Genomic DNA, 22,218 nt, shown 5'->3' on the forward strand with positions numbered 1-22,218 from the left:
ACGGATTCTGCGGCGACATCCCGCCGATCGAATGCGAACAGCTCCACTACACTCGACAATCGGATCAGCTCGCGAGCTGACCGAACTCACACGAAACCAAGTCTCCGGACTCACCGGTGCGGTTCAAGGAGACTTCGGTTGCGTTCGAAGGCTCCACGTTCAGCCGCCGGGGGGTGACATAGGAGCAATCAGCGAGAGCTGATACTTGCTATCTACAACCATATGGTGGCAACTGCAGCTGGGCAACGCGGATGCCTGTCCCGTGAGTCACATTTCACTTCGCCGTCACGAAGGATGTCATGCTCGAACTTGTCGCTCGGAGTGAGCAATCCAGCGGCCGGACGCGCGAGTCACGGCCATCGGGTAGCCGAAGCATTCGCTGACGCTCTCCGAATTCAAGGTCTCGTCCACAGGACCGGACGCCAACACGACTCCGGCGCCGAGCATCAGCACATGTGTTGTGTGCGGGGGGATTTCCTCGAGGTGATGGGTGACCATCACAGTGGTCAGTTCGGGGTCGGCCGCGGCGAGATGTTCGAGCGCGTCCAGCAACTGCTCGCGCGCGGCAAGGTCGAGACCGGTCGAGGGTTCGTCGAGCAACAGCAACCGGGGACGGGAGATCAAGGCCCGTGCGATCAGTACTCGGCCGCGCTCCCCCTGCGACATCGTCGTCCACACCGCGTGCGAGTGCTCACCCATTCCCATTGCGGTCAACAACGCTCGTGCACGCACCGTGTGCGCCGCAGACGGCTCGTGTCGAGTCACTCGCACCGCGGTGTTGGTGAGACCGGTGAGGACCACTTCCAGCGCGGATAGTGGCTGATCCAGTCTGTGACGCGGATCGACATGGCCTATCCAGGAACGAAGTTCGCGCATATCGACGCGTCCGAGCCGATGTCCCAATACGTGAACCGACCCACCAGTGGGGTGCACTCGGGCACCCAGGAGGCTCAGAAGCGTGCTCTTTCCGGCGCCGTTCGGACCGAGGAGAGCCCAGTGTTCGCCAGGTCGAGCAGTAAAACTTATGTCGGACAGAAGATGTCGTCCACCGCGGACGACATCGACCCCAGAGACCTGCACGGCAGCGACGTGTACTGCTGCGAGCTGTCGGGATGACAATGCTTGCGCCCTTCGGTCGTGAACAAGCGAAGCCGGACCACGGATTGACGCTCACCGGGGCCCGACTCTGTTGCTGTGGTTATCTTTTCGCTGCTGCAGGTGCAAAGCGATCAAGCGTGGTGATGCCTTCGAATTCATGCGGTTTCGTTCCGGCCATGATGCGTCCGAAGTTCTCCGACAGAGCTTCCAGGTTGAGAGCACCATGGAGGGTGATGATCCGAGCATCGCGCCAGGCGCGCTGGATCGGCTCGAAGTCCATGATTGCGGTCGATCCGGAGTTTCGCTGAAGTAGCTCGATCGCCTCGGCGCACCATTTGGCTGCATATGCGGTTTCGGCGAGAACCCGAGTACTGAAGAGCTGCAGGTAATCGGGATCGGCCGGTGTGCCTGCCGCAGCCAGTTCGCCGAGCCGGTCGGTCTCGATCGCGTTTGCCTGCGCCATCAAGGCGGCAGACTGAATTTTGGTGTGAACCTCGGTGAGCATCAGGTGTGTGAGCGGTGCTTCGAGTTGGTTCTTGTACGTCGTGCCGCGAATAGGTCGGCCACTGGACCGTTCGAGAAAACGATCGAGCGCGCCACGCGCGATGCCGACCGACATACCGGCCATCAGGCTGAACGCCCATCCGAGAGTCGGCGCCTTCCACAAAGATCCCGCCAGACCGCTGTCCAGGTTTCCGCCCACGACATCCCGGAAATCGACGACACGGTAATCGGGGACGAACAGCTTTCCTTGCGCCAGCGAGCTCGACACACTGCCGGTGGCGCGCATCCCGGCGACATGCCAGTCGTCATGGAATTCGAGTTCGCTTCGAGGGACCTGAACGCCCACGAGGTAAGGCCCGTTGCCGTCGTCGGCAATGCATCCGAGGTTGGTGAACGGGGCCCACAACGAATCACTGCCGAAGGTCCACGGTCCACCGGTGATTTCCCACCCACCCTCTACCCGCTGCGCCCGTCCCCTCGATGCCGGGAAGTGGCTCGATGCGGCGACACGGGGCCCGATCCAATCGGATCCGAATACCTCTTCGACGTTGCGGGCGCCGGAACCGGCGGGGATCCAGTTGGTCGATGCCCCAACCCATACCGTCCACCCACAGGAACCGTCCCATTTCGCGACCTCGGAGACAACATCCAACTGCTGTCGGACCGAGAACTCGTATCCCCCGAACTCCGTAGGACTGCCGATGTCGAAGACACCCGTCGCGTCGAGATCGGCGATGGTCTCGGACGAATGGCGTCCTGCACGCTCGGCATCGAGCGCGCGTTCGCGCAGCGTGGGCCCCAGCACTCGCACCCTGTCGAGGACCGTTGCGAGCCTTTCGGAATTGTCGATGATCTCGATCATGATGTCGTCTCCTGAAGTCGTTTGGCCAGTGCTCGAACGATGCTGGCGTGAAGTTCGGGGCCCTTGGGGTGTAGCGTCCACACGACGTGTCCCGTAAAACACCCGTATGTTTCGGGTAGTAACTAGAGTATTAGTCGTGATTGTCGTCACTGTCAAGTGCGCGATGCGAATATCGCTATCCCGCCAGGCTGGGATCAAGCCGAATCAGGTTCGCGCGCAAGCGACTCGACGACACGGCTTCTGAACCACCGGTGCACCGGATCGTCGGCGCGGATCGGGTGCCACCACAGCGCGTGGTTGAGTGGCGCCAATTCGAACGGGAAATCGACGATTCGAATCCCCATGCGCTCGCCCATGACACCTGCCAGGCGCTCGGGAAGAAAAGCGATCCGATCGGTGCCGGCAACCAAATAGGGCAGCGCCAGAAAATTCTCGCCGACGACCTGAATGAGGGGTTCGATTCCATACGCCCTGAGCTGACGTAGCGGCGTTGCCGAGCCATGGGGGTACGTCTGAAAGTCCGCCCATGGGAATTCGGTCAACTGACCGGCTTCGATCGAGGTGCCGATGCGTGGATTACCCTCGGCGACAACGCAAGCCCACCGGTCGGAGAACAGATCGATCGAAGGCAATCCGTCGACTGGCCCCCGCGAGACCATCATCGCGTCGACGGCGAGAAGCTGGACCGATGCGTTGTCCACGACCTCCGATCTCAATTGCAGGAACTGGACCTTGATATCAGGAGCTTCTCTCAACAGGGCCCGCACGATCGAGTCGCCCACCGTCGCCACCATGTAGTCGGACGCGAACAGTGTGAACTCGCGGGTCGAACTGTGGATGTCGACATCGGGCTCTGCGTCGAGCACACGTCCGACGGCGGACACTGCGACAGCGGTCCTGCCGACGAGGCTGTGGCCCAACGGCGTCAGCTCGTACGTAACTCCAACTCGGTCCAACAAGCGGTCCCCGTAATACCGTCGCAAACGCGCAAGCGCTGCACTCATCGCCGGCTGACTCAGACCGACGGCTACGGCGGCCCGGCTGACACTTCGCTCACGCAGCAGGGCATCGAGCGACAGAACGAGGTTCAAGTCGAGTGTGCCGCGCTGGCCGGCGGGACGGTTGTTCGGACTCATGATGACCCCACTATGCCTGGTGAAGCCATCGAATTTGCGAGTTCAGGAAACCAGCTCAATCAGCCGCCTGACCTCGCAGTCGGCCCATCTGGGCTTATTCACCGGACGAATCTTCGTCATATCGATTCATTGCTTCCCAGATCCACCGCAACCCGGGAAAGTGATGGGCCTCACAAGATTGTCGCTCTGAGCGGACGCGCTCCCTTGGGCAGTACGTCGAGGTTCAGTAGACCGTCCGATTCAGAACTCCCCATCAGCAAGGAGCCCACATTGATCAGATCACGCGCACAAGAATTTCGACGAGGATGGCCGACTCTCGCGGCGGCCGTTATCGGCGTCGGCGTAGGAGGAACCGGTCTTGCCATCTACTCGGCTGGCCTGTTCGCCGCCGACCTGGCGATGGAGATCGGACTCGGTCCCGCACAATACGGCGCGTCCATCACACTTGTGGCGTTTGGCATGGCGCTTGCCGCACCAGTAGTCGGACACATCGTCGACAAGTTCGGAGTCAAGGCACCAGCATAGTCGGATCTCTCTGTGCTGCACTTAGTTTCGTAGCCTTGGCAACTATAGTCCAATCCGTTGCCGCGTATATGACAACGATGGCATTCATCGGGTTCTTCGGCGCAGGGACCGGCCCGATCGCGTTCAGCCGTGCAGTGAGTAGTTGGTTCGACCGAGCGCGCGGGTTGGCACTGGGCATCACCATGATGGGCAGCGGACTGGCCACTGCCATCATCCCCATCACGATCGGTCGTGTCGTCGAATTGGAAGGCTGGAAATTCGGCTACCTGACGTTGGCGTGCGTCGCGGTTGTGGGTGTCATTCCCTCACTGTTCTTCTTGACAGTGGCTCCCCGAGTGGAACCGGTAGCGAGCGAAAGCGCCGTACCCAACGCACCCGAACTCGAATTCTCTGCTATCCGACGAGATCCCCTGTACTGGCGCCTGATCCTCACGTTCGGGCTCATGGCGATCACGGTCACCGGACTCGTTCCGTACCTGATTCCGATGCTGCGCCAAGATGGAATGAGCATCGGCGGCGCGGCGGGGATCGCGTCCACTCTCGGCGTTGCAGTGATCGTCAGTCGCGTTGTGATCGGGTGGCTCATCGATATCTTGCGTCCGACGGTCGTGACCGCAGTGTTGTGCCTGCTGTGCGCTGGCGGTGTTCTGACGTTCGCCGTGGGCGGAATCGCATTCGCGCCGGCTCTGGCCCTCGCTCTCGGTTGTCTACTCGGCGCCGAACTGGATCTGGTCGGTTTCTTCACATCGCGATACTTCGGACTGGCAGCTTTCGGAAAAGCCTTCGCCGGGCCGTACATGGCTTTTGTGATCGGAGGAGGCATCGCACCCTTGTGCGTGGGCGCCATCGTGCAGAGGACCGAGAGTTACACGGCCGTTCTGTACACCGTCAGTGCACTCGCAGCGTTGTGTGCCGTCGCCTTCCTGGCGCTTCCGCCGGTACGAACGCCCAAGCAAGGCGCTGAAGGTGTCGTCGATGCAAAGACGGTTCCGGTGTCCGTCAGCGCGGACGAGTAGTCGAAGTGGGCGAAGGTGTGGAGGCAGACCGGCCCACGCCATTTCGCGAGTCGGCGCGATATGCACGGCCGATCAGAGGTACAAAGACTTCCATGAGCACTACAGATCTTGGTCTTATGGTCAACGACGTCTACGTCGACGGTGTGCTGAACTCGTCCCACGACACCCTCCAACAGACGTTTGCCGCACTCGATGCCACCGGAGGCACTGCGTGGATTGCGCTCTCCGAACCTGATATCGATGCCGCAACAGATGATCTCATCTCCCTCGCGAGAAGATTCGATTTGCACGAGTTGGCGATCGAGGACGCCAAGAACGGGCATCAGCGAGCAAAATTGGAGCGGTACGGGTCCACTTTGTTCCTTGTTGTCCGCCCAGCGATCTATCTCGACACCGAGGAAGAAGTCGCATTCGGCGAAATTCATTGTTTCGTCGGTGTCGACTTCTTCATCGCAATCAATCACGTCGCCGACATCGACGACCGACACATCGCTCGCAGTGTAGATCGGCTGAGGGGCAAGCCTGCGCTGCTGAGCACCGGGCCGCAGGCCATCCTTTGGGCAGTGCTCGACACCGTCGTCGACGCGTACAGCCCGGTCATCGAAGGCCTCGACAACGATATCGACGAAATCGAGCATCAGCTCTTCGCCGGCGAATCGGCCGTCGGACGCCGGATCTACGAACTGTTCAGCGAGGTTACCGACTTCCAGAAGGCCACGAGACCTCTCATCGGGATCCTCGACGGTTTGCTGAGGGGAAGCGAGAAGTACGGAGTCGGAATCGAGCTGGACCGTCGCTTGCGCGACGTTCAGGATCACATCATTCGCGTCGCCGAGCGGGCCGACACATTCCATTCGCTGCTCCAGAATGCGCTTGCGCTCAATGCGACGATCGTCGCTCAAAAGCAGAACGACGTGACCAAAAGCATCTCCGCATGGGCAGCAATCTTGTTCACTCCCACACTGATCGGTGCCATCTACGGTATGAACTTCGAGATCATGCCGGAACTGAAATGGACGTTCGGATACCCGTTCGCGCTCGCACTGATGGCGCTGACGGGTATCGGACTGTGGGGAGTATTCAAGATCAAACAGTGGCTCTAGATCACTGCAACTCCAGCAGAGCAATCGTCTGTGACTACAGGACGGGTACCGGCTGACCGACCGAGCCGTCCATCTTGATCGAGATTCCCCGGTGAGCCTCGACGGCGAGGCGAGTTCGGTCTTCGTCACCGTCGACGATTGCATGCACCAATTCGGCGTGCACAGCAGCTCGTGACGCGAGGTAGTCTTCGGCGTCGATCTGCGGCTCGGACTCCGCATGCACCGTCAGTTCGGCGACGCACCGAATGGTTCCCACGTAGACGGCGCGCGCCAGCCCGTTCGGAGCAATAGCCGCAATACGTTCGTGCAACGCCCAATTGGACGCCATGAACGCAGTCCAGTCGGAGCAGCACGACTCCATGTGCGCGAGCGCTTCTTCCAGGTCAGCGATATCGGCGTCGGTGCGATGTCGCGCGGCCTCTAGCGCGATCAACTCCTCGAGCGACTCGCGAACTGCGATGGCGTCGGCGACCGATGTGGCGCCGTTCGCCACCGTGAGCAGCGTACGACGCAATCGAACCACGGCGTTGACAGTCGCCACGAACAGTCCACCCCCGCGGCCCGGCCGAACCTCGACCGTTCCTCGTTCCGAGAGCAGCCGAGCGGTTTCTCCGATGGTCGAACGCCCGTACCCGGTTTGTTCCCGTAGCTCGTCCATCGTGGCGATACGGTCTCCCGCAACGAGCTGCCGTTCGACTATGGACTGCTCGATCGCCGTGGCGAGTTGCTGCGCGCGTGCCTGAGGTTTTGGAAGCACCCGGCTATTTTAGCGCACATGCTTGACATCCACCCCCAAGAACGGCGACTATTAAAACCTATCAACCATACGGGTGTTTTAGCCCGACACCGTGCAAGTCACGACGCCGCACCTTCGTGAGCGCCGAAAACTACCGGTTACCGAAAGAAGGTCTCCCGCCATGTCTATGCGAGTGACGAGAATCGGCGACGCCGAGCCGTTCAGTCCCGTCGGACACGACAATGTCGGCCCCGTACGTCTTCAGGGCGGAACACAATCACCGACAACGGATTTCACGGTGGCACTCTCGCACTACCTACCCGGTGGGGCAGCCAATCTTTCGGCACAACCGTCGGAAACGGTCTACGTGATCGTCTCCGGTGAACTCGTGATGGCCAGCGAGGGTATCGAAGAAGCACTCGGTCCGTTCGATTCGGTTCACTTCACGCCAGGGACCATGCGCACAGTCGAGAACCGGACCAACTTGCCGGCGTCCATGCTGGTCATTCGAACGGCGTCGTGAACCGACCAGACGCGAACAGCTCTCACCACTCACCACCAAGGACGCCGAACCTTCGAGGCAGGCGCTGACAACAATGGAGCACACATGCGGATCGTGGGAATAGGTCAAAGCGTTGGCCCGATCCTTGTCGGAGTATTGAACGATGCAGGCAACGCCGTAACAGTCCTCGCCGACGTCGACAGGTTCTGGGCCTCTCCCGGCAGCTATCTGAACGAAATGGATTTGTCCGGCCCGATACTCCCGGTCGATCAGAACCTGGTACCACCGGTGATTCCGAGCGCCCGTGTTCTGTGCGTGGGGCTCAACTATCAGGATCACGTCGACGAGGGTTCGTTCCGAAACGACAAGCCGGCAGAGTTCCCTACGTTGTTTGCGCGTTGGTCCGCGTCGTTGAGCGTCGACGGAGCCGAGGTCCCCCTTCCTACCGGCGAGGACGGCCTTGACTGGGAGGGCGAAGTAGTGGCCTGGGTCGGGTCGACGCTGGTCGACGCTACGCCTGAGGAAGCCTTGGCCGCTGTGGTCGGTTACTCGACGTTCAACGACATCACCTCGCGCCAAGCGCAGAAACGTACGTCGCAGTGGATCATGGGCAAGAACGGTGATCGGTCGGGGCCACTCGGACCTATGATCCCGGCAAGCGAGGTGGGCGATCTACGCGACGGTCTCCGCGTCGTGACACGGGTGAACGGCGAAGTCGTCCAACACGGGAACACCTCGTCGATGATCTACGGTGTCGGCGAGACATTGTCTCTCATCTCCCACAGTTTCACGCTCAATCCAGGCGACCTGCTCGCCACCGGCACACCGTCCGGGGTCGGATACTCTCGCACTCCACCATGGCTTTTGCAGCCGGGCGATACGGTCGAGGTCGAAGTCGATCGACTGGGCATTCTGACCAATCGCATCGTCGACAACGCAGATCGACATTCCCGCGTCCGCGACAACTCGAACGCAGGTGCACTCCAGTGACGTCCACGTATCCCGACACCGAGTCGGACCGACGAAGTGGCCCCCTCTCGGGCACGACCGTGATCGACCTGTCCCGCGCGCTGGCCGGCCCGCACGCAACGATGATGCTCGGCGACCTCGGTGCTCGCGTCGTCAAAGTGGAGTCACCCCGCACAGGGGACGACACCCGCGGGTGGGGTCCACCGTTCGTCGCGCCGCACAATGGTTCGTACGACGCAGGTTCGGCAGCGGACACCGGAGTCGAGTCGACCTACTTTCTGGCGGCCAACCGCAACAAGAAATCGATCTGCTTGGATCTGAAGGACACCTCACCGGGCGGCGATCTCGAAGTCCTCGTCTCGCTGATCGCACGGGCCGATGTGCTCGTCGAAAACTTCCGGACTGGGGTAATGGATCGATTGGGGCTCGGAATGGACGAGCTGAATCGCATTAACCCGCGCTTGGTAGTGTTGTCCATCACCGGATTCGGCCACGATGGCCCCGAAGGTGGTCGGGCGGGCTACGACCAAATCGCTCAAGGCGAAGGCGGTTTGATGTCGCTCACGGGAGCCGGCCCTGACGATCCTCAGAAGTTCGGCACGCCGATCTGCGACCTGCTCGCAGGGATGAACGGCGCGTACGGCGTGATGGCGGCGCTGCACGAACGACACGAAACCGGTCGCGGGCAGGTAGTGCGGACCTCGCTGTTGGCTGCCGCGGTGAGCGTGCACGCTTTCCAAGGCACAAGGTGGACCGTCGCTCACCAGGTCGGGCGCGCGGCGGGGAATCATCACGCCTCGATCGCACCGTACGGATTGTTTCACTGCGCAGACGGGTCGGTACAGATCGCAGTAGGAAACGACGCCATGTGGCGCAAGTTCTGCGCAGGCTTCGGACTCGATCCATCCGCCGAAGGGACCACCGACAATTCCGAGCGGGTCGCTCACCGCCAGGAACTGATCGAACGTATCGAAACCATCTTTTCGACGTGGACAGCCGAGGACCTGCTGCAACGACTCGACGCGCTGGGTATACCTTCGGGCCGTGTGCGGTCCATCGACGAGGTTTACGAGTGGGACCAGACCCGCAGCCAGGGATTACTCGTCGAGGTGAAGCACAGCACACTGGGAGTACTCGATCTTCCGGGACCACCGTTACGGTTCTTCACCTCCGACGGCCGCGAGACCACCAGGACCGAGCACCGCGCTCCCCCTACGCTCGACGAAGATTCCGAGGAAGTTCGGTCGTGGGCCGGGTATTCGGGCCACGGAGCGTCAGTCGTCGGCCACTGATTCGGCGTGCCTCTCGGTGGCCGCTTTCACGCGGGGTATGTCCCCAGCGATGATGGCGGCCACCAACTCCTCGTGTGTCTCCAGCCTGGAATTCAGCCATTCCGCCGCTGATTCCGGGCTCTCGTCATGCACGGCCGTCACCGCATGATCTCGCACGAACCGCGTCATCGACAAATAGAGCGCCGATGCGGTCCCATTGGGCGAAATCTGAGCAATACGCTCGTGAAGGTTCCAGTTCGCCAGTAGGAACTCGGACGTGCTTCTCGACGCCGCCGCTGCCAGCTGCACGAGGAGTTGCGCCATCTCGGCGCTGTCCGCCGGCGTTCGATACTTGGCCGCATCGACGTCGATGAGAGGCTCGAGGGCCTCCCGTACGGCCACAGCCTCGGCGACCGATACAGGAGCATCCGTCACTGCCAACAACGTGTGGCGGATTCGGACCACGGGCCCGGCCGCGGTGGCGAACAGCCCACCACCACGCCCAGGTCGAATTTCGGCGAGGCCGCGATCCGTCAGAAGTCGGATTGCCTCTCCCACAGTCGATCTTGCGAACCCGGACTGCCCTCTCAGAGACTCGATGGTGCCGATCAGTTCGCCCGGTTCGAATTCCCGGTCGAGGATCTGCTTCTCAAGTTCACCCGCGAGTACATGCGCGCGAGTCAGTGCAGGAATGGGCTTCACCGAAAGAACCTACCAATGATGACTACAACAGTGATCTTCATGATCACGTACGTCACCACTGCCAGTCGTTTTCCCGCAGTTCGGTTCCCTCGCTCGAGGTCGTTCGCGTAGACAGATGCGTTCCGTGCTCGGCGACACGAGCCTCGTGGTCGCGAACGAACGGATGAGCGAAGTCGTGGTCGAAATCGCGTATGACGGAATGAATGTGGTTGCCGCTGTCGACCGCGTTGACCATCTCGATGAGAAGTGAATCAGTCTGAACACGGAAGGAGTGAGGAAGACCCCGCGAGAGACTGCCAGCCCAGGCGAAGTGGATTGACGAAACGCCGTCAGCATCGATCTTCGCGCGATGTTCGCCGGCGAGTGATGCCGGAAAGCGTGCAAGGTAAGTGTCGATCAGCGTATGCAGAATCTTCTGCTGGTCGCCATCGAGCTGATCTCCGCAGATACCGGACGGGTCACTTCGCACGAGCGCCAGCGCTTTTCGATCGGTGTTGTCAATTCGGTACTGTGGCATGCCCAGGTCGTAGTGATCGGGGTACTCGAGACTGCCGATGTGCGGCACCTGCCGAGAGACGAAATCGGCCGGTGCGACATCGTGCACGACGGCGACTGCACGCTGATCATCGTTCAGAGACCCGACAAGGTCGAAGCCGAGTCCTTCGTCTGCGGCCAACGGATTCAACACTCCGGCATCAGTGACCGGTTGTTGCCCGAGCGCACTGGGAGTGGTCACGATCCAGCGCTGGTTCACGACCGTGATATTGAGGCAGACGTGATGGCCAAGGAAACGTAGGGACCAGGTGTCCTCGAATCCGGGCCGTCCGAAGACAGTCAGAAAGTAGGAATCGGATGTCCGCCACAGCGGCGCGGCGACACCGAGGAAATCGGATTCGCGTGCACGTAGTAGGTGCTCGAGCTGCATGATCGCCAGAACCTTGGTGAACACCTCTTCCGATACCGTCAGTCGGACGAGATCGAGGACGACTACCTTCTGATGGCGGTCGAGCTGATGGAGAGAAACTCCCACGCGGTCTGGTTTGGGAATGATGTCCCAATCGAGTCGGCGTGGATCGTCGAAATCGTAGAGCGCCGCGGTGCGCTGCTCAGCGGAAAAGGTGTCCAGCAAACCGATTACACCGACAAGCAATTTCTGGATCGTGCGCTCGTCCTCGTAAGTCGGCTCGACGGGTGGATGCGAGTGTGTCATCGGATGTCCTCCACAGTGATTTGAACAACGTAATGGTTCGGCTGGTTTCTTCGCAAGAGTTTCAAGCTCTCGATCCACCCGAGCGCAAAGAATTGCGGGGCTGTGCGCGACCAAGCTCAACCGACGCATGTCGAACTGTAACTTAAAACACCCGAACCGTTGACATATTTGTTTGACATGGTGATGATGGAGCAATCCGCAGACGCCGCACAGGCAATGCCTCTGCCAGACGCTGGGAAAGCCGACGACAACCGTCGAACTCGGCTCCAGGCTGTTCGCACTGCCTGGGCCCGGCGCACCCGATCATTCGGCTCGGCGACCGGTCCGGCCGCGCAGCTCCGACTCAACGCGATGAGGTTCCATGTTCAAGACCATCGACCCGGCCGAGTTCCGCGAAACGCTCGGTCATTACCCGACCGGCGTTGCAGTCGTCACCGCACTGAGCGAGGACGGCAATGCCGCCGGGATGGTCGTCGGAACGTTCTCTTCCGTCTCCCTCGACCCGCCGCTGATCGCCTTCTTCCCCTCCACAACCTCGCGAAGCTTCGCGCAGATCAGAAGCGCCGAAGCCTTCTGCGTCAATGTACTTGCGTCGGACCAGGAGCTGCTGTGCCGGCAGATGGCGACACCCGGGGACAACAAGTTCGAGGGCGTCGGTTGGCACGCGAGCCCACTCGGGTCACCGATCCTCGACGACGCCGTGGCGTGGGTCGAGTGCACTTTCGAAGACGTTCGGGAGGCAGGCGATCACCTGATAGTTCTGGGGCGCGTGCAGAGCCACGACATCGAACGTCCAGCCCTTCCGTTGCTCTTTTTCCAAGGCGGATACGGTCGTTTCACCGGCAAGTCGTTCATCGCGGCACCGGATCCCGACCTCATTTGCGCGGCGCAGCTCGCCCAGATCATTCGCCGCCGGGTCGAGGAAATCGCGGCACGATTCTCCGTCAACTGCAGCGTCCTGGCCCGAATCGGAGACGACTCGGTGCAGGTACTGAGCGCAAGCCGAGCTCCGCAAGGTGACATCGTCGCGCTCGGTCACCGGCAACCCATCATTCCACCCTTCGGCGCCGCGTACCTCGTCCATGCATCGCCCGAGTCGGTCGATCGCTGGCTTCGACGCGGACCCGACGAGGGCAGTGCCCAATACCGACAGTTGTTGGACAGTGTCCGCGAGCGCGGATATTCGATTCTCCTCGCGGAACCGGAACTACACCGACGCCAGGATGAAGCTCTGGCCGATTTCGAGTCAACCGATCGCCTTCCTCGACAGGAAATCGCAGTGCGACAAACATTCTCCGAACTTGCCGGCCACTTCGGCACAGATCTCGAGCCGGATGAGCACTACGATCTCGCGTCGGTCGTCGTACCCATTGCAGCGAACGTTCAGTGTCCACCCATGGCGCTACGCCTGAGCGGTCTGCCCTCGTCGGCGTCAACAGCACTCGTCGAGACGTGGATTCGCGAGTTGCAAACAACCGCGGCTACTGCCGTCATCGTCAATCCTTGACGCGCTTGACGAAACTATCCATAATTGCTTAAACCATACAAACCATACGGGTGTTTTAAGGAGTAATCGTGCGGCTTATCGGTTCACAGGATCGAGGCGCGGCCGTGGGTACTGGTGTTGCCTCCGCACTTACAGCTGCGATCATCGACTCCGCGGGCAGCGAACCCCGACTGGGTTCGATCACATTGCCACCCCGTCGTCCTGGCACCACCGTGCTCAGCGTGTTCGCCGCCGCATTGAATCCCCTGGATCTCGTCATCGCATCCGGCACCTTTCACTCCGCGCGTCACGAGGCACCCTATGTGCCGGGTAGCGAATGCGTTGGCGTCGTAGTCGAATCCGACCGCTACGCCGCCGGAACCTGGATGTATGCCGAGACTCACGCTTCGCCTTCCGATCCAGGCAGTTTCGCAACACACGTCCTGGTTCCCGATACGTCACTCGCACCCCTACCAAACGGTGTCGACCCGATACAGGCGGTCGCGGTGGGCAACTCCGGCACAGCTGCCTATATGCCGCTGGTCGAGTACGCCGGACTTCGCGGCGACGAGACCGTTCTCATCCTGGGGGCAACGGGTGCCGTCGGCCAACTTGCAGTCCAGATAGCCCATCGCCGGGGAGCCGGACGAGTTGTCGGGGTGGCTCGCGATCGCTCCGCGCTGAAGCGCCTGAGCGCGCTGGGCGCGGACGCCGTTGTCGCACTGCGAGACGACGAAGACAGTGAAACGCTCGCCGGCCGGATATCGGAGGTGGCCGGACCGGTCCACGTCGTGCTCGACGGCCTCTACGGTGTGCCATTGGAGGCTGCCCTGCACTCCTGCGCCCCGCGAGCACGGATCGTCAACATCGGCAATCCCGCTGGGGCGGTCGTCAGAATACCCGCCGGGCTGCTGAGAGGAAAACAACTCACACTCGCAGGTTTCGCCGGCCTGCACACGCCACTGCAGGACAAACTCGAGGCGCTCACATGGTTGTGGAATGCGCTCTTGCGCAACGAACTACACGTCGATGTGCGCACGTATCCTTTGAGCCAAATCCAGACAGCGTGGAAGTTACAGGCCAGCTCGTCCCACGGCAAATGCGTCATTCTTCCGGACGAAAGAGGCTGTGTCGCATGAGCGCTCGAACGGAAGCCAGCCCCTATACTCCCCCACTGCCGGTAGTCGACTGCATCATCATCGGGGGTGGGCCAGTCGGCTTGTTGACCGCAATCCTGCTCGGCCAGAACGGGATGCAGGTATCGGTGGTGGAGCGTCAATCCAGCCGGTATCCGCTGCCTCGCGCTTGCACGATCGACCACGAAGCACTCAGAATTTTACAGTCGGCGGGATTCATGGATGCCCATGCGGACCTCTTCGAAGGATTCCAGGCCGGTGAACGCGGCGGTTACGAGTTTCGCAACGGTGCGGGTGAACTCCTGCAGACCATCGACTGGAACCGCCCATCCGAGTCGGGGTGGCCCAACACCAACGGCTTCTATCAACCCGACCTCGAAGGCGCACTCGAACACCTCGCAGTTGCGACTCCCGGCGTTCGTGTTCACCGCGGCTGGGCCTTGCGCTCGCTGGACCAGAGCGACGGACAGGTTCGGGCCACTGTGGCATCCACGAGCCGAGTCGACGAGGTTGTCGACGTTCGAGCTCGGTGGCTCGTCGGCGCCGACGGGGCCAACAGCTCTGTCCGCTCGCACCTGGGTATCGAGGTCGGCGACTCGGGGTTTCAGGCCGATTGGCTCGTCGTGGACTACAAGCCCCTCGCCGAGGAGAACTGGACTGCCTTCGTCACCCAGTATTGCGATCCGGTGCAGCCGGCCACCGCCGTCAACAGCGGCCCAGGTCGACGACGGTTCGAGTTCATGCGTGCCGAAGGCATGACCGTCGAACAGCTCGGGCGCACCGAGACGGCGTGGCGCCTGATGGAGCCGTGGGGTGTCACGCCGGACACCGCAGATCTCGAGCGGCACGCGGTCTATACCTTTCGAGGACGGTGGGCTGAGTCCTGGCGCGAGGGTAATGCTTTCCTGGTTGGAGATGCGGCCCACCTGATGCCGCCGTTCCTCGGTCAAGGCCTGTGCGCAGGTCTTCGAGACGCCCGCGCGCTGAGTTGGAGGTTGAGCATGGTTCATCGCGGACTGTCCAATCCTGACATCCTGGACAGTTACGGGCCGGAACGAACCGGTCACGTACGGGAGATCATCGACGAGGCCGTCGCGGCCGGCCGTGTGATCTGCGAACTCGACGCCGAGCGTGCGGCTGTTCGCGATGCCGCTCTACGGTCGCGATCCGCCGAGGGCGCCGCCGAGGAACCGCCGCATCCACGGCTCGGTGAGCCATCGCTATCAGCCTCGGGACACCATGCCGTTGGGCGACTCGCACCTCAAGGACGCGTCCGCGTCGACGGACGCGTGGGCCTGTTCGACGACATAGTAGGTGGCGGTTGGCAATTGATCAGTCGAATTGCGAATCCGATCGAGAGCTTGACCGACGACGACGCCCACTGGTTCCGTCAGGTAGGCGGTGTCATCGGGGACGTGTCGGAGAACGGCCTGGAGGATGTCGACGGGGTGTACACACGTTGGTTCTCGGAGCACGACTGCGAGGCCGTACTGGCGAGGCCAGACTTCTATGTGTTGGCAGCCGGCACGCACTCGGAAATCGCCGACTTCGTTGCGCACCTTCGCCGAACGCTCGGACCCATCCGCACGGAACGCCACACGAGCGTTCTCACAACTCTGAACATGGGGACCCCCAATGATTTCTCGGACGATCGACGGCCGCACGGCGAGATACCGTCCGCGAGTCGAGGCAGAACAGCATGATCTCGACGCCACCTCGCTGTTACTGAAGCTCGCGTCGTCGACACGAAGAAAGATTTCCGCTGGTCTCGCTCACAGTGGAATGACCTGGGCGCGATACGAAGTATTGGAACTTCTCGATCGCGCTGGTCCGTCCACATGCGTGACGCTGGCACGGGCACTGGGACGGCACAGAACGACTGTGGGCGTGACAGTGACCAAGCTGGAACAACACCGGCTGATCGAACGAACAGCCGATCCGTCGCACACTCAGAAGCTCGTCATCGCTCTTACGCCCGCCGGGCGGAAGGCCCTGGCTCGCGCGCACCAATCCGTCGACGAAATTCGAGAGATGCTGAACGACTTGGACACCAGTGACGATCTCAGGACCGCGCTGGTCCGTCTCGAGCCCTCATGGACAAAAATCGGATGAGCATCGACGAGTACGAATGCGCCGTATATCCACCCTCGGCGGAGTTCGCCGCGCAGGCGAACGCCACGGCTGACCTCTACGCCGAAGCCGAGAAGGATCCTCTGGCGTTCTGGGCCGAGCAAGCACGCCGCCTGCACTGGCACACCCCGTTCACCGAGGTGCTGGACTGGACCGACGCACCCGTCGCCAAGTAGTTCGCCGACGGAGAACTCAACGTCGCCTACAACTCTTGGCAGCGCGAGTTCGAGCAGTTGAACGACCGTGATCCCTTGGACGGTTGATCCGGCCATTCGCTACGAAAAGTTTCTGAGTCATACATCGAATTAGTTGGGGTTGGGGCTACAAGGACTGAGCTTGCATGGACAGATCATTTCCACACCGCCGGTTGGCGAGTTGGTACGAACCGGAGACCAACCTCAACCCTCGGACGTATTCGGATGCACAGGCGATCAAGGCACTCGACCAAGTGCCTGCGGGCTTGATCATCCTCGACGGCCGCATGGTGGTGCAGTACTTGAACGTGCATTCCGAAAATTACTTAGGCGTTCGTCGGATCGAGCTCCTCGGTCGAAATATTCACGCGGTGGTTCCTCGAGTGGGTCTCTCATACATCGACGAACTACATTCGCACGTCCTGCAGAGTCGCGGTCGCGCCTCGCTGATGTGCCGGTCCTTGCGTCTGACGGGGAGGTTCATGCTGATCACAGCTTCCTTCACCGACGGGGACGTGGTCATCCTGTTACGCGACATTCCAGTGCAGGACAGTCGTTATCAGAGCCTTGTGCGTGCGTACGGAAACTTGCTGGCGAAATCACGACGAGACCATCTGACCGGGATCTTGAACCGTTCCGCACTGTACGACGAAATTTCGGTTCTCAGTCGCGACTCGGGTTCTCCGACCTCGTTGCTCTTCATCGATATCGATGACTTCAAAGCAATCAACGATAAGCACGGCCACGTCTGCGGTGATCTGGTTTTACGGACAATCGCTCGTCGTCTGGTCGACCAGTGCGATGACTCCGTGGTTGTCGGCAGAGTGGGCGGCGACGAGTTCGTCGCGGCCATCTTCCAAGGAAAACACCCGACGTCAGCTACACAGGTAGGCGTTCTTGTCGAACGCATGCGTTTGTCGGCACGTCGACCGATCCGATTCGGCGATACCCACGTCTCGGTCGACCTCAGTGTCGGTATCGCCTATAACGAGCATGACAATATCTGTCTGACCGATCTGCTGAGCGAGGCTGATCTTTCACTGTATCGAGACAAGGCAACTCGCGGCCGCGATGAAACGCGCTCACAGGTCCGGCCTACGCTGCCGAGTGAAGTTGTAATCGTAACCGATTGATTCGGAGCCTCTTTGAGAAGGGCCGCACCAGCGGACTCATCTTCTCCATACCCGAACTCGTCGCCAGGATCTCCGCTATCTGTCCGCTCCTGTCCGGTGACATTGTCTTCACGGAAACCCCCGCCGGTGTCGGCACCGCACGCATCCGAAACGCTTCCTCCCTCGCGCGCCAGCATGTTGGCAATCCGCGTCCAGGACATCGGTGAGGCCGCCCGGCACGGAATTGGAGCGGACTACCAGAAGTAGAGCGGGAGGTGAAACCGACCTTCGAAGGTCAACTGCTGACTCGCCATCCCGTTGCATGGCGAGGGATAGGGCGTGCTTCCCGAACTGATTCCGGCTATTCGGTGAGACTGCTCTACATGCGCTACGCCGGTTGATCTGTCGCATCGAGTGCCGCAAGCGCTTCGGCATCGAGGTGCACATCGGCGGCCCGCGTGTTTTCCGACAAGTGCTCGGCGCTGCTGGTCCCAGAGATGAGCATGGTGTTGCGCGAGTGCGCGAGTTGCCAAGCGAGACCGATTTGCGAAGGCGTAACTCCAAGTCGTCGAGCAACCTCGTGCACCGCATGTACGTCGACGACTCTCGGGAGAGTTCCGTACCCGCCCCCGAGCGGGAAGTACGGCACCCAGGCCACACCGTGTTCCTCGCACATGGTCAGCATCGCTTCGTCGGCGCGATAGACGAGGTTGTAAATGTTCTGCACACACGCGATCCCGACGGGCAATGCGGCGTTCAACTGTTCGGTGGTGATGTGACTGAGACCGATGGAGACGATCTTGCCCTCGTCGCGCAGCGCGGACAATTCCGCAAGCTGATCGTCGAATGGCACGATCTGGTCGCCGTCGGCGACAAGCCCAGGCGTGAAGTCCATGCGCCGCAAGTTCACGACGTCGAGGCGATCGGTGCCCAGAGACCGAAGATTGTCTTCCACAGCAGCACGCAACTCGAAAGGCTTTTGCGCCGCTGTCAACGGAATCTGCGCTCCAGGAACAGGTTTCGTGCCTGCTTTGGTGGCGATGACGATTTCGTCGCGCCGCGAGCCCAGGCTCTCGCGCAGTAGCTCGTTGGCGCGTCCGTTGCCATAGAACTGCGCCGTGTCGAAGTGTGTGATTCCGAGATCGAACGCGAAGCGGAGCAGATCGACTGCGCGAGCTCGACCGTCCCGATCTTCGGCTTTACGGGTGACCTGCCCCATGCCGTATCCGATGCGCGGCGTCGCTCGTCCCGCGAGAGGATAGGTGCCGCCCGGTGTGGGGCGGTCCGTGGCATCTTCGGTGCGGTCGTTCATATCGACCTTTCGTCGATGATGGTCTGGACGTCGACAAGGGGGAACCAGGTTTGCGCGGCCGCCCTCATGTCCTCGCTCAGTGACGAATATGGATGTGGAGTCGCGCCGCCTGCTCGAATTGAGTAGTCGAGGTAGTCGCGTACGAGCCAGATATCCTCTGGGCGTGAGCCTGCCACAGCGAGCGCTGCGACAACCCGCTGTTCGCTAATGCCGAGTTCGGCTGCGATGGTGGCAGGCGAGAGCAGCGTCAGTGCCAGGTTGGCGTGCAGCTCGTCGCGGGTCGCGGCGCGTTCACGCGTGTTCAGCGACATGACTGCATTCCGTTCGGGAATTGTTTGATGTTGTCATATCAACAGACTGCGCCTAAACTGTCGAGATGTCAACAGCCGATCGTGTTGCGCGCCCCTCTTCCGATTCAGAACTCGATGGCGCCGAGCGCAGTCTGTGGTTCGCCTGGAAACGCGCCCACGAAGTGATACGAGCACGTGTATCGGCGGAGGTGCACACCGCTACCGGTCTCTCCGATCCCGACGTCGCAATACTGATTCACGTCGCTGATGCTGGCCCTGTGCGGCAGAGTCATCTCGCGAAGCGCTTGGGCTGGGATCGAACCCGACTGTCTCACCACGTCTCTCGCATGGAAACCCGAGGCTTGGTGACGCGAGAGAAGGTCGGCGGGGCCGTCGAAGTGTCCCTCACCGATGCTGGCTCGGACGTCGTACGCATCGCCAAACCCATCCACGCGGCAGCCGTGAGGGAGCACCTGATCACCCCGTTCACACCGCATCAAATCGATAATCTCCGGCAGGCACTCGAGCGAATCTCGAGACCGGAGGCTTCGCCGACCGACACGACAACGGAACAGGAAGTGATCGAGCGATAGTCCTGCGACCTCGCTGTCAACGACCTCCTCCGAGCGATGGGGGCCACTGCGACGAGCAACACCAATCTCGACCGCGTGGACGTCGGCGCACCGCTCTCGGTGGTCGGCAAGACCGGCGCACCGGAGGCGGAGTACTCGAGGGTCGGAATCGGCGCGGGTGATAAGAATTCGTCGACCACTTTGCACCTACTGACCGGTATTCCTGAGCACATACAGTTTTCCCATGAAGCAGGCGGCCACGCCGGACGCCCGATCCGAAAGGGAGGACTCGATGGAGTCACGTTCTGAGCGCTTTTTGGTCATCGGTGCGTCCAATGTCGCCCGGCACGTCCGAGAGTCATTGCAGTCCTGCGGATATGAAGTAGTGCGGCTGACCGCGCCGAGCGACGGCGATCTACGCGAAGCGCTGGCCAGTAGCTACCAGGCTATCGCGGTTGTGACCCACGATGATGTTCTGGCGCTTCGATACGCCTTGACCACAGCACGTGTTCAGTCGACCACGCCCATCATCGTGACGATGTTCGACCACACCATTGCGGCGAGATTGAGAGCGGTGCTCCCCCAGAGCTTCGTGACCTCGCCCGCCGACCTCGCTGCGCCAGTCCTCGCGGGATCATGCATTTCCGAGAAGCTACTCGCCGTTCGACACACACATGGTCGCCAGGCGGAAGCGGTGGCTGTATCCGACCGAGGACCCGAAGAGGTTCCCTTCCAACCGATCCGACGCCCGCTGTGGCGCTCTCTCGCCGTCAGATCCAGCGGGCTGTTGCGTACGCCCGACACCGGCACCAGAATGCTGGTCTTCGGGCTGGCCGGCCTTCTGGCCGTAATTGCGGCCGACTTTGCCTGGCTGCTTTTCGGCGGGCACCACTCGGCGCAGTCTGCGCTGCTGGACGCGGTACGAGTGGTGACGACTGTAGGCCCGGCACCGGAGGCGCATGGGGTCTACGCAGTGATGTCGGCGCTCGCAATGTTGGTGACCGTTCTTCTGACCGCCATGTTCACGGCGGGGCTCATCGACCGAATACTCGGCCCCCGCCTGGTCGGACTGGTCGGCGCCCGTGTCCTACCTCACTCGGGCCATGTAATAGTCGTCGGATTGGGCCAGGTCGGCTTGAGGCTGTGCCGCGAGTTGACGGCGCTCGGGGTGGACGTAGTCGGCGTCGAACGTAACACTCAGGCTCCAGGATTGAGACTCGTCCGCGCCCTTCGAATCCCGGCAGTCGTGCTCGGACACGGCGACGATCGGCGACTGCTCGAACGACTCGGCGCTCGGCGCGCCCTCGCCGTTGCCGTGGTCGGTTCCGACGACCTCGACAACATCGCCACGGCGATCGTCGCCCAGACAGTGGCACCTGCCGTCAGGGTGGTGCTGAGGGCCGGCGAACACGGGACCCTGTCCGACACGGGAACTTTGCTACCGCTGGGTGTCGTCAGGGACGTTTCTGCACTCGCAGCCTCATACGTGGTTTGTTGGATGGAAGGAGGTCGACCAAGATCAGTTGTCTCGGATGGCAATTCGATCTGGGTTCAAACCGACTGCGGTACTTTTCTACGCAGACCCGTATCGAAGTCGGTAGAAACTCCTGACAACCGATCACTTCGTGTGGGCATCGGAATCGGCACCGTCGACCAGTAGAAGCCGAACGCGCTCTCTGGCCGCGCTGACCGACGTCGCCGTGATCTCGAGGGCCTCGGCATGGTCTCTTCGGGCCACCGCATCCACCAGCCTCGGCTGAAAGTCCCACAGCGAGTGGTCGCCGGTCTCGATCGCACGCTTTGCACCGATCACTTTGTACGCGCGGCATTTACGCCACAGAGTGCGGATCATATCGGTCAGCACCGGGTTGCAGGAAGCGTCGTACAGGACAGACAAGAGATCTTCGTCGAGGTCGAGCGCTCCCGTGACGTCGCCCGAAGCAACGGCCGCATCCATCCGCTTCAAGAGTGATGCCATCGTCTTGCGCGACTCGGTTGTCATCCCGGGTGCGCCGAGGCGCGTCGCCTCGCACTCCAGCACCAGGCGCACGTCGTAGACATGCACCAGGTCTGCATACGTCAGTCCTTTTACGACTGCGCCCTTGTGCGGTTCCCGTTCAGCGAAGCCAGCCTCTTCCAACCGAGCTATCGCCTGCTGGACGGGTATGACGCTGGTCCCAACCTCGGCAGCGATGTCGCGCACCCGCAGTCGCGCGCCTGCAACTAGATCGCCGCTCACGATTGCAGCCATGAGGGCGTCGTACACACGGTCCGTCAGCAGAGCCGACTGCACACTCGGCAGGGTCATGTCCGCAACCATAGTTGGCTCTGCCGGTCTGAACGCCGATCCAG

Annotated in this window: 23 protein-coding genes and 2 pseudogenes; 16 read left to right on the plus strand and 9 right to left on the minus strand. The window is 61.4% G+C overall.

The window, feature by feature from the left end; all coding sequences use genetic code 11:
• Positions 1-297 precede the first annotated feature (297 nt).
• The 3 genes from QMK17_RS24265 to QMK17_RS24275 form a co-directional block, all read right to left on the minus strand.
• The gene (locus QMK17_RS24265; protein WP_442972827.1) at positions 298-1,119 is read right to left on the minus strand and encodes an ABC transporter ATP-binding protein; all 822 of its coding nucleotides are present in this window, start codon (positions 1,117-1,119) and stop codon (positions 298-300) included.
• A gap of 79 nt (positions 1,120-1,198) precedes the next feature.
• Complete coding sequence (locus tag QMK17_RS24270; RefSeq protein WP_283511855.1) at positions 1,199-2,464, minus strand: acyl-CoA dehydrogenase family protein; 1,266 nt, start codon at positions 2,462-2,464, stop codon at positions 1,199-1,201.
• Positions 2,465-2,658: 194 nt separating this feature from the next.
• On the minus strand, positions 2,659-3,600 hold the full coding sequence (locus QMK17_RS24275) for a LysR family transcriptional regulator (RefSeq protein ID WP_283511856.1): 942 nt from the start codon (positions 3,598-3,600) through the stop codon (positions 2,659-2,661).
• 270 nt (positions 3,601-3,870) lie between these two features.
• Here QMK17_RS24275 and QMK17_RS24280 point away from each other — a divergent pair, with 270 nt between their 5' ends.
• From QMK17_RS24280 to QMK17_RS24290, 3 genes are all read left to right on the plus strand, one after another.
• Positions 3,871-4,125, plus strand: coding sequence for a hypothetical protein (locus QMK17_RS24280; RefSeq protein ID WP_283511857.1), 255 nt, complete (start codon positions 3,871-3,873; stop codon positions 4,123-4,125).
• A 35-nt stretch (positions 4,126-4,160) separates the two neighbouring features.
• Complete coding sequence (locus tag QMK17_RS24285; protein WP_283511858.1) at positions 4,161-5,141, plus strand: MFS transporter; 981 nt, start codon at positions 4,161-4,163, stop codon at positions 5,139-5,141.
• A gap of 92 nt (positions 5,142-5,233) precedes the next feature.
• Complete coding sequence (locus tag QMK17_RS24290) at positions 5,234-6,244, plus strand: magnesium and cobalt transport protein CorA (protein ID WP_283511859.1); 1,011 nt, start codon at positions 5,234-5,236, stop codon at positions 6,242-6,244.
• 34 nt (positions 6,245-6,278) lie between these two features.
• On the opposite strand, the gene QMK17_RS24295 is transcribed toward QMK17_RS24290, so the two are convergent.
• The gene (locus QMK17_RS24295) at positions 6,279-7,001 is read right to left on the minus strand and encodes a FadR/GntR family transcriptional regulator (RefSeq protein ID WP_283511860.1); all 723 of its coding nucleotides are present in this window, start codon (positions 6,999-7,001) and stop codon (positions 6,279-6,281) included.
• A gap of 160 nt (positions 7,002-7,161) precedes the next feature.
• On the opposite strand from QMK17_RS24295, the gene QMK17_RS24300 reads away from it, so the two are divergent.
• The 3 genes from QMK17_RS24300 to QMK17_RS24310 all read left to right on the plus strand — a co-directional run bounded on the left by QMK17_RS24300 (position 7,162) and on the right by QMK17_RS24310 (position 9,743).
• Positions 7,162-7,503 carry a cupin domain-containing protein gene (locus QMK17_RS24300; protein WP_283511861.1) on the plus strand — a complete coding sequence of 114 codons (342 nt, stop codon included), beginning with the start codon at positions 7,162-7,164 and terminating at the stop codon, positions 7,501-7,503.
• 84 nt (positions 7,504-7,587) lie between these two features.
• A complete protein-coding gene (locus tag QMK17_RS24305) occupies positions 7,588-8,472 on the plus strand; it encodes a fumarylacetoacetate hydrolase family protein (RefSeq protein ID WP_283511862.1) in 885 nt (294 codons plus the stop codon).
• Positions 8,469-9,743, plus strand: a complete 1,275-nt coding sequence (locus tag QMK17_RS24310; protein ID WP_283511863.1) for a CaiB/BaiF CoA transferase family protein — start codon at positions 8,469-8,471, stop codon at positions 9,741-9,743. Before QMK17_RS24305 ends, QMK17_RS24310 begins: the two co-directional genes overlap by 4 nt.
• On the opposite strand, the gene QMK17_RS24315 is transcribed toward QMK17_RS24310, so the two are convergent.
• Together QMK17_RS24315 and QMK17_RS24320 are read right to left on the minus strand one after the other, a co-directional pair.
• Positions 9,726-10,424, minus strand: coding sequence for a FadR/GntR family transcriptional regulator (locus QMK17_RS24315; RefSeq protein WP_283511864.1), 699 nt, complete (start codon positions 10,422-10,424; stop codon positions 9,726-9,728). The genes QMK17_RS24310 and QMK17_RS24315 overlap by 18 nt on opposite strands.
• A gap of 52 nt (positions 10,425-10,476) precedes the next feature.
• The gene (locus QMK17_RS24320) at positions 10,477-11,634 is read right to left on the minus strand and encodes a DUF3500 domain-containing protein (RefSeq protein WP_283511865.1); all 1,158 of its coding nucleotides are present in this window, start codon (positions 11,632-11,634) and stop codon (positions 10,477-10,479) included.
• Positions 11,635-11,995: 361 nt separating this feature from the next.
• Here QMK17_RS24320 and QMK17_RS24325 point away from each other — a divergent pair, with 361 nt between their 5' ends.
• The 7 genes and pseudogenes from QMK17_RS24325 to QMK17_RS26420 form a co-directional block, all read left to right on the plus strand.
• Positions 11,996-13,141, plus strand: coding sequence for a flavin reductase family protein (locus tag QMK17_RS24325; protein WP_283511866.1), 1,146 nt, complete (start codon positions 11,996-11,998; stop codon positions 13,139-13,141).
• A 68-nt stretch (positions 13,142-13,209) separates the two neighbouring features.
• A complete protein-coding gene (locus QMK17_RS24330) occupies positions 13,210-14,259 on the plus strand; it encodes a quinone oxidoreductase family protein (RefSeq protein ID WP_283511867.1) in 1,050 nt (349 codons plus the stop codon).
• Entirely contained in the window at positions 14,256-15,959 is a 1,704-nt protein-coding gene (mhpA, locus tag QMK17_RS24335) for a bifunctional 3-(3-hydroxy-phenyl)propionate/3-hydroxycinnamic acid hydroxylase MhpA (RefSeq protein WP_283511868.1), read from the plus strand. The genes QMK17_RS24330 and mhpA overlap by 4 nt, the downstream gene beginning before the upstream one ends.
• A gap of 79 nt (positions 15,960-16,038) precedes the next feature.
• Positions 16,039-16,368, plus strand: a complete 330-nt coding sequence (locus QMK17_RS24340; protein WP_283511869.1) for a MarR family winged helix-turn-helix transcriptional regulator — start codon at positions 16,039-16,041, stop codon at positions 16,366-16,368.
• Positions 16,350-16,559, plus strand: a pseudogene (locus QMK17_RS24345) (acetyl-coenzyme A synthetase N-terminal domain-containing protein); the annotation flags it as partial. The gene QMK17_RS24340 and the pseudogene QMK17_RS24345, both read left to right, overlap by 19 nt.
• 167 nt (positions 16,560-16,726) lie before the next feature.
• Positions 16,727-17,713, plus strand: coding sequence for a sensor domain-containing diguanylate cyclase (locus QMK17_RS24350; protein WP_283511870.1), 987 nt, complete (start codon positions 16,727-16,729; stop codon positions 17,711-17,713).
• Positions 17,710-17,802: pseudogene (locus QMK17_RS26420) on the plus strand (hypothetical protein); the annotation flags it as partial. The gene QMK17_RS24350 and the pseudogene QMK17_RS26420, both read left to right, overlap by 4 nt.
• Positions 17,803-18,080: 278 nt before the next feature.
• Here QMK17_RS26420 and QMK17_RS24360 read toward each other — a convergent pair.
• On the minus strand, positions 18,081-19,004 hold the full coding sequence (locus tag QMK17_RS24360) for an aldo/keto reductase (RefSeq protein ID WP_283511871.1): 924 nt from the start codon (positions 19,002-19,004) through the stop codon (positions 18,081-18,083).
• A complete protein-coding gene (locus QMK17_RS24365) occupies positions 19,001-19,315 on the minus strand; it encodes a DUF2316 family protein (protein ID WP_283511872.1) in 315 nt (104 codons plus the stop codon). Before QMK17_RS24365 ends, QMK17_RS24360 begins: the two co-directional genes overlap by 4 nt.
• Positions 19,316-19,380: 65 nt before the next feature.
• Between QMK17_RS24365 and QMK17_RS24370 the strand changes: the two genes are divergently transcribed.
• From QMK17_RS24370 to QMK17_RS24380, 3 genes are read left to right on the plus strand one after another with little or no spacing between them, the layout of a single operon-like run.
• A complete protein-coding gene (locus QMK17_RS24370) occupies positions 19,381-19,887 on the plus strand; it encodes a MarR family winged helix-turn-helix transcriptional regulator (RefSeq protein ID WP_283511873.1) in 507 nt (168 codons plus the stop codon).
• Between the two features lie 36 nt (positions 19,888-19,923).
• Positions 19,924-20,175 carry a hypothetical protein gene (locus QMK17_RS24375; RefSeq protein WP_283511874.1) on the plus strand — a complete coding sequence of 84 codons (252 nt, stop codon included), beginning with the start codon at positions 19,924-19,926 and terminating at the stop codon, positions 20,173-20,175.
• Complete coding sequence (locus tag QMK17_RS24380) at positions 20,159-21,526, plus strand: NAD-binding protein (protein ID WP_283511875.1); 1,368 nt, start codon at positions 20,159-20,161, stop codon at positions 21,524-21,526. The genes QMK17_RS24375 and QMK17_RS24380 overlap by 17 nt, the downstream gene beginning before the upstream one ends.
• Here QMK17_RS24380 and QMK17_RS24385 read toward each other — a convergent pair.
• Positions 21,485-22,174, minus strand: coding sequence for a GntR family transcriptional regulator (locus QMK17_RS24385; protein WP_283511876.1), 690 nt, complete (start codon positions 22,172-22,174; stop codon positions 21,485-21,487). The two genes, QMK17_RS24380 and QMK17_RS24385, sit on opposite strands and share 42 nt — an antisense overlap.
• Positions 22,175-22,218: the final 44 nt, after the last annotated feature.

The organism is Rhodococcus sp. G-MC3, assembly GCF_030063335.1.
GTDB lineage: Bacteria > Actinomycetota > Actinomycetes > Mycobacteriales > Mycobacteriaceae > Rhodococcoides.

Coding starts and splice junctions, on each gene's coding strand:
- QMK17_RS24300 (WP_283511861.1), top strand. CDS start 7,162: ATGTCTATGCGAGTGACGAGAATCGGCGACGCCGAGCCGTTCAGTCCC.
- QMK17_RS24320 (WP_283511865.1), bottom strand. CDS start 11,634: ATGACACACTCGCATCCACCCGTCGAGCCGACTTACGAGGACGAGCGC.
- QMK17_RS24290 (WP_283511859.1), top strand. CDS start 5,234: ATGAGCACTACAGATCTTGGTCTTATGGTCAACGACGTCTACGTCGAC.
- QMK17_RS24325 (WP_283511866.1), top strand. CDS start 11,996: ATGTTCAAGACCATCGACCCGGCCGAGTTCCGCGAAACGCTCGGTCAT.
- QMK17_RS24350 (WP_283511870.1), top strand. CDS start 16,727: ATGGACAGATCATTTCCACACCGCCGGTTGGCGAGTTGGTACGAACCG.
- QMK17_RS24275 (WP_283511856.1), bottom strand. CDS start 3,600: ATGAGTCCGAACAACCGTCCCGCCGGCCAGCGCGGCACACTCGACTTG.
- QMK17_RS24305 (WP_283511862.1), top strand. CDS start 7,588: ATGCGGATCGTGGGAATAGGTCAAAGCGTTGGCCCGATCCTTGTCGGA.
- QMK17_RS24360 (WP_283511871.1), bottom strand. CDS start 19,004: ATGAACGACCGCACCGAAGATGCCACGGACCGCCCCACACCGGGCGGC.
- QMK17_RS24270 (WP_283511855.1), bottom strand. CDS start 2,464: ATGATCGAGATCATCGACAATTCCGAAAGGCTCGCAACGGTCCTCGAC.
- QMK17_RS24340 (WP_283511869.1), top strand. CDS start 16,039: ATGACCTGGGCGCGATACGAAGTATTGGAACTTCTCGATCGCGCTGGT.
- QMK17_RS24370 (WP_283511873.1), top strand. CDS start 19,381: ATGTCAACAGCCGATCGTGTTGCGCGCCCCTCTTCCGATTCAGAACTC.
- QMK17_RS24385 (WP_283511876.1), bottom strand. CDS start 22,174: ATGACCCTGCCGAGTGTGCAGTCGGCTCTGCTGACGGACCGTGTGTAC.
- QMK17_RS24380 (WP_283511875.1), top strand. CDS start 20,159: ATGGAGTCACGTTCTGAGCGCTTTTTGGTCATCGGTGCGTCCAATGTC.
- QMK17_RS24375 (WP_283511874.1), top strand. CDS start 19,924: ATGGGGGCCACTGCGACGAGCAACACCAATCTCGACCGCGTGGACGTC.
- QMK17_RS24365 (WP_283511872.1), bottom strand. CDS start 19,315: ATGTCGCTGAACACGCGTGAACGCGCCGCGACCCGCGACGAGCTGCAC.
- mhpA (WP_283511868.1), top strand. CDS start 14,256: ATGAGCGCTCGAACGGAAGCCAGCCCCTATACTCCCCCACTGCCGGTA.